This window comes from Nocardia vinacea NBRC 16497 (genome assembly GCF_000308835.1).
GTDB classification, from domain to species: domain Bacteria; phylum Actinomycetota; class Actinomycetes; order Mycobacteriales; family Mycobacteriaceae; genus Nocardia; species Nocardia vinacea.
Map to the genome: position 1 here is coordinate 21,752 of NZ_BAGN01000142.1, position 6,035 is coordinate 27,786.

Annotated in this window: 7 protein-coding genes; 6 read left to right on the plus strand and 1 reads right to left on the minus strand. The window is 64.4% G+C overall.

What is annotated here, in order from left to right:
- Window positions 1-28 precede the first annotated feature (28 nt).
- On the plus strand, window positions 29-382 hold the full coding sequence (locus ON44_RS19385) for a MerR family transcriptional regulator (protein WP_040692036.1): 354 nt from the start codon (window positions 29-31) through the stop codon (window positions 380-382).
- Window positions 383-537: 155 nt separating this feature from the next.
- Complete coding sequence (locus ON44_RS19390; protein ID WP_040692037.1) at window positions 538-2,712, plus strand: thiamine pyrophosphate-dependent enzyme; 2,175 nt, start codon at window positions 538-540, stop codon at window positions 2,710-2,712.
- A 67-nt stretch (window positions 2,713-2,779) separates the two neighbouring features.
- Here the strand turns inward: ON44_RS19390 and ON44_RS19395 are convergent, their stop codons facing one another.
- Entirely contained in the window at window positions 2,780-3,208 is a 429-nt protein-coding gene (locus ON44_RS19395; protein WP_040692038.1) for a hypothetical protein, read from the minus strand.
- 192 nt (window positions 3,209-3,400) lie between these two features.
- Between ON44_RS19395 and ON44_RS19400 the strand changes: the two genes are divergently transcribed.
- The 4 genes from ON44_RS19400 to ON44_RS19415 form a co-directional block, all read left to right on the plus strand.
- Complete coding sequence (locus ON44_RS19400; RefSeq protein WP_040692039.1) at window positions 3,401-4,297, plus strand: DUF5753 domain-containing protein; 897 nt, start codon at window positions 3,401-3,403, stop codon at window positions 4,295-4,297.
- Between the two features lie 18 nt (window positions 4,298-4,315).
- A complete protein-coding gene (locus ON44_RS19405; protein WP_040692040.1) occupies window positions 4,316-5,137 on the plus strand; it encodes an SAM-dependent methyltransferase in 822 nt (273 codons plus the stop codon).
- Between the two features lie 63 nt (window positions 5,138-5,200).
- The gene (locus tag ON44_RS19410) at window positions 5,201-5,599 is read left to right on the plus strand and encodes a DUF397 domain-containing protein (protein ID WP_040692041.1); all 399 of its coding nucleotides are present in this window, start codon (window positions 5,201-5,203) and stop codon (window positions 5,597-5,599) included.
- A 123-nt stretch (window positions 5,600-5,722) separates the two neighbouring features.
- On the plus strand, window positions 5,723-6,035 hold a 313-nt coding region (locus tag ON44_RS19415; protein WP_040692042.1), incomplete at its 3' end, for an SRPBCC family protein.

Consider the following 6,035-nt stretch of genomic DNA (forward strand, 5'->3'; position numbering starts at 1 on the left):
ATCCCTGACACCATGGGAAGGTCAAATCATGCTGATCGGTGAGCTGGCCAGCCTTACCGGCACCAGTGAGCGGCTGCTGCGGTACTACGAGCGGGTCGGGTTGCTGTCGGCCGAACGCCGCCACAATGGGTATCGCGAGTACGACGCGGATGCCGAGCGGCGTGTCGGGCAGATTCGCGCATTGCTCGCGGCGGGACTCTCGACCCGGGTGATCGGGCAGTTGCTGCCGTGCGCTGTCGACGACGGTGCGTTGCGGGCCTGTCCTGGCGTATTGCCCGCGCTGCGGGATCGGCTGGCGGAGTTGGATCGTCGGGCCGTTGAGCTCGATGCCGCTCGCGATCTGCTGCGGCGGACGATCGAGGAGACCGAGCAGTCGGGCTGAAGGCGTCCACCATTCTGACTGCGGCCGATAAATCCGCGATTCGGCACCGGGGTACTCGGAGAAGTTTCTCGCAACTACCGCGGTGATCAGAATACTTTCGGAAATAGCGCCGAAATCAGGTCCCCGAAGCAGCGTTCGTCGGAGATGATCACTTCGTGACCGAACAGCGAGTCGACCTCGAGGAGCGGTTCCGGGCCGAGCTATCGGCGCTGGAACCGCGGCCGAGCCGTCCTGTCGAACAGCCGCTCGAGGGTGCCGGGCTCACCGGAGCCCAGTGCCTGGACCTGTTCGAATCACAGGCGACCAGTAGGCATCTCGATCTCGCGGCGCGCCGGTTGGGCAGCGCCAAGCGCGGCTATTACAGCATCGGGTCATCAGGACACGAGGGCAATGCGGCGGTGGCGGCGGCCCTGCGCCCGACCGATCCGGCGCTGCTGCACTACCGCTCCGGGGCATTCTTCGTGCATCGGGCCAGGCAGGTGCCCGGTCTCGACCCGATCCGGGATGTGCTGCTCGGCGTGGTCGCGGCGGCCGCCGAACCGATATCCGGCGGCCGACACAAGGTTTTCGGCAGCAAGCCGGCCGCGGTGATCCCGCAGACCTCCACCATCGCATCACATCTGCCGCGCGCCGTCGGACTCGCCTTCGCGATCGAGCGCGCGGCACGGCTCGGTGTCGCCTGCGAATGGCCCTCGGATTCAGTAGTGCTCTGCAGTTTCGGCGATGCATCGGCCAATCACTCCACCGCCGCCGGCGCCATCAATGCCGCGATTCACACTGCACGGCAAGGGGTTCCACTGCCGCTGCTGTTCGTATGCGAGGACAATGGCATCGGCATCAGCGTCCCGACCCCGCCCGGCTGGATCGAACAGTCCTACGGCATCCGCCTCGGGCTGCAGTATTTCGACGCGGACGGCTGCGATCTCCTCGATGCTGCGACAACCGCGACCCAGGTGGTCGACTGGGTGCGCGAACACCGCAGGCCCGCCTTTCTCCACCTGAGCACCGTACGACTCATGGGCCACGCCGGATCCGATGTCGAATCCGCCTACCGCAGCCCCACCGATATCGCCGCCGACCTGCGCCGCGACCCGGTGATTACAACCGGCCGCCTCCTGGTCACCTCGGGTGTCGCCACCCCGACCGAAGTCATCGCACGCTACGACGAAATCGGCGGACGAGTCGCTGCCATGGCCGAATTGGTTTGTCACGAACCGAAATTGACTTCGGCCGCTGCGGTGATGGCACCGTTGGCCGCGCCGCATCCGGACCTGGTTCAGGCCGATGTGGTGCGTCGAGAACACACAGTTGGACAAGGTGATTCGGTGACATTGGCGCAGGCGATCAATCAGACGCTCGCCGCGCTGCTCGACCGGGACAACGACGTCCTGGTATTCGGCGAGGATGTCGGCCGCAAGGGTGGCGTATACGGCGTCACCAAGGGGCTGCAGAAGCAGTTCGGGGTGCGCCGGGTCTTCGATACGCTGCTCGACGAACAGAGCGTGCTGGGCACGGCGCTGGGTGCCGGGCTCGCCGGATTCGTGCCGATTCCGGAGATCCAGTATCTCGCCTATGTGCACAACGCCGCGGACCAGTTGCGCGGAGAAGCCGCCACACTGTCGTACTTCTCCCAGGGGCAATACCGGAATCCGATGGTCGTACGCATCGCCGGTTATGGCTATCAGAAAGGGTTCGGCGGCCACTTCCACAACGACAATTCCGTTGCGGCACTGCGTGATATCCCGGGCTTGATCATCGCCTCCCCCGCTCGCGCCGATGATGCCGCCGCCATGCTGCGCACCTGCGTCTCCGCCGCCCGCGTGGACGGCCGCATCTGCGTCTATCTCGAGCCCATTGCCCTCTACCACACCCGCGACCTGCACCACCCCGGCGATAATGCCTGGCTTGCAACACCTTCCGATACCGACCACATCGCCATCGGCCACGCCCGCATCTACGGCGACGGCGACGACCTCACCATCGTCACCTTCGCCAATGGCGTCCCCATGAGTCTGCGTGTAGCCCAACGCCTCTCGTCTCGTGGCATCCGAGCCCGCGTTCTCGACCTCCGCTGGCTCTCCCCGCTCCCCCTCGACGACTTACTCGACCACGCCCGCGCCACCGGCCGAGTCCTCATCGCCGACGAAACCCGCCACACGGGCGGCGTCTCCGAATCCCTCTGCACAGCTCTGATCGACGCCGGTTTCAACGGCCCGGTAACCCGCGTAACCAGCGAAGACTCCTTCATCCCCCTGGGCCCGGCCGCCACTACCGTCCTCCTCGACGAATCCCGAATCGAATCCGCCGCCACCAAACTCGTCACCCGCTAACCGTTCGGGACCGCGCGTCACTCGCCGACCCCTCGTATCGGCGAGTACCGCGCGCCCGCTGGAACCGTTATCGCCGCAACCTCAGCACCGCTTCCAGAATTTCTCGCATCGACGGCCGAAACCTGTTGTGCGGCTCGTGGATCCAGCGCCGAAAACCGCGCCGCTCGTCAGCCGGAGACGGCAGCACAATGTATTTCGACGCGACGCCGATATTCCAGCGCAGCAGCGCGGGCGTCAGACTCTCCGGACACGGTCCGGACGGTCCGGTCAGAAAAGTCCAGCGCCGCGACGCCGGATGCTCTATCACCGGCCCCAAAGGCCCTTGCTGCTCCGCGACGACTTCCGTTGCCAGCCTCGAGGGCATCATCACCGCGCTGACAAGTCCGGTCTGCACGATGATTCGTGTCTCGGTCTCGGGCATGATCACCGCGGGCAGTCCCAGATCGCGTTGGTAGTGCCGACAGCGCTGCGCGGTTGTCTCTGCGCTACTGGGCATTTCGCACCATCCGACGATCGTTCGTGGCTGTCGTCATCCGACGCCCCCTCAAACCGCGACGCAGGGGACTGTCCTCGATGACACCCACTGCCTCGGCGTGCCGTGATATCTTTGGTGTGCTAATGCTAGCGTGATTATCACGCTCCAGGAAGTGAATCGGATGAGTAGCGTCGGACGATACGCTGGGGAGCCATGGGAACTCGATTACGGACCGCGCGAAAATTGTTGCTGGGACGCGAGATCGAGCATATGGTCCGCACCGCGGGTGTCAGCCAGACCGAGGCCGGCAAAATCATCGAGTCGACCCAGAGCCGAATCAATCAGCTGATCAACGGAGTCGGCGCCATCAGCGTCGGCGATCTCGAACTCCTCACGACCACGCTGGGTTTCACCGATCCGGGTTACATCGAGACGCTCAAGGAACTGCGCCGCGACAACCACAAGCGTGGCTTCTGGACCACCGGCCATCGCCGCGCCTACGTCGAGGACCTGCGACTGCTCGTCGATCTGGAGGCGCATGCCAGTCTGTTGCGCACCGCCGAGGCGGAGATCATGCCGGGACTCGTCCAGTGCGAGTCCTACATTCGCGCATTGCACGAACCGGTTACTCCGGTCGCGGCCGACCGCGTCACCGTCGAGGAATCGGTGCAGGCGCGGCTGGCCCGGCAACAGGTTCTGACCGAGGCGGACCCGCCGGAATTCCGCGCGATCCTGTCCGAATCCTGTCTGCGCCGCGAATACGGCGGTCGCGAGGTGATGCTCGAACAACTCGAACATCTATCGAATCTGTCCAGACGGACGAACATCCTGATCCAGGTCCTGCCATTCACCGTCACCACCCGCGGGGCGGGGATGGAGGACCGGTACACCCTGGTCCGGGTGCCGTCGCCGGGCGCGGCGGGTGACCTCGAGATGGCGATCGTGGAGAGCCAGGGCGATATCCGCTACATCGATGACAAACCCGCGGTGGCCGCCCGCGAAACCGTATGGTCCCGGCTCAGTGCCGCCGCTCTCGGCGCCGCGGACTCCCGCAAATTCATCGAGCATGTCGCACGATCGTTCCGCCGCAAGACATTCACCAATACTTGACGAATCAGGAGCACCCGGATGCCCGCCGACTTCGAGCCCCGTGAAATTGATGCGAGCCGACCATCCGCCGCTCGCATGTACCACTACTACCTGTCCGGGGAAGCCGTCTTCGAGGTCGACAAGATCTTCGGTGAGCGACTGTTCGAAATACTTCCATTCCTCGATGTGTGGGCGCATCACAACCGCGGATTCCTGCGCCGCGCAACACGATTCATGGTGGAGCAGGGCATCCGGCAATTCCTCGATATCGGTTCCGGACTCCCCACCGTCGGCAACACGCACGAGGTCGCGAGGGAATCCGCGCCGGATTCGCGGGTGGTCTATGTCGACAACGATCTGGAGGCGGTCAATCGCGCCCACGACCTCCTGCTGCACGGCGATGCCCTCGACAACACCGCCATCGTCGAGGCCGATCTGCGTTATCCCGACCTGATTCTGGACCATCCGGATACTCGGCGGCTGATCGACTTCGGGCAGCCGCTCGGTCTCTTGATCGTCAGCGTCTGGCCGTTCGTCCCCGACACCGACCAGCCGCACGAGTTGATGGCGCGACTACGCGACCGGCTCCCCTCTGGCAGCTATGCCGCGATGACCCACGTGTCCCTGGACGACGCCGGTCCGGAGATCAAGCAGCAAATGGCTGCGGCCGCCGCACTCTATGACGAGACCTCCGATCCGGTGTCCTTGCGCACCCGCGCCCAGTTCGCCGCGCTCTTCGACGGCATGGACCTGGTCGAACCCGGTATCGCCTACGCACCGGACTGGCGCCCGGACCAACCGGTCGACCGGGGAGATACGGCGCGGCCGTGTAATTTCGCCGCCGTTGGCTATAAGCCTTAAAGGACCAGCAACGGGTCTGCCAACCCCGTGCGACTCCTGCTCTACCCGTTGAAAGGACATGCAATGACGCAGCCCACCTTCACCGTCGCCGAATTCCGCAAGGCGACCTTCAGCTCGCCCAACCAGAATTGCGTGCGCATCGCACGTAAGAACGGGTGGACTGCGGTCTGGGACGACAAGCTCGCCGACGAGCGATACACGCCCGGAATGTCGTTGCCCGACAACGAAATTCTCATCTTCACCGACGAGCAGTTCGACGTTTTCCAGGCCGGAGTGCGGGCGGGTCGCGTCGAGGATCGCTATCTGGCGATATCGCGCCGCGACGGCGGATATGTTTTCCGTGCCGCCATTCCCCAGCCGATCGATGGCGTGGAGCTACTCTTCGATCAGGATGAGTTCGATGCCTTCCGACAGGGTGTGCTGAACAACGAATTCGATTGCGCACGATTCATCGCGGCCTGAGATCTATCCCGGTGGCGCCGACCGATCCGACACGCGGTAGCCGACTTCCGGTGAATCCGATTCGGCGGCGCCACCGGGGAAATACAGTGGACATACGGTGACCAGCGGCGAAAGGGCACGGCTATGACCACGATGTCCATGCTCGGCGAGGTACGACCCGAACACGATCGGGCGATCGAGGAGGGCCGGGTACTACTGCACTTTCTGCGGTCGTTCCGCATGCCCGCGCTCGACGTATGGTCCGCCTGTGCCGAACGCCGGCAATTGGATCGCTGGTTCGGCAAGGTCACCGGCGGCAATGGCAACCTGACCATCGAACCGTTCGACGGTCCGGTTCCCGGCCCCATCGCAATCCGTGTCGAAGACTGCCGCGCACCACACGACCTGGTGATCCATATCGACGGCGGCATCCTCGAACTGCATCTGACCCAGGTCG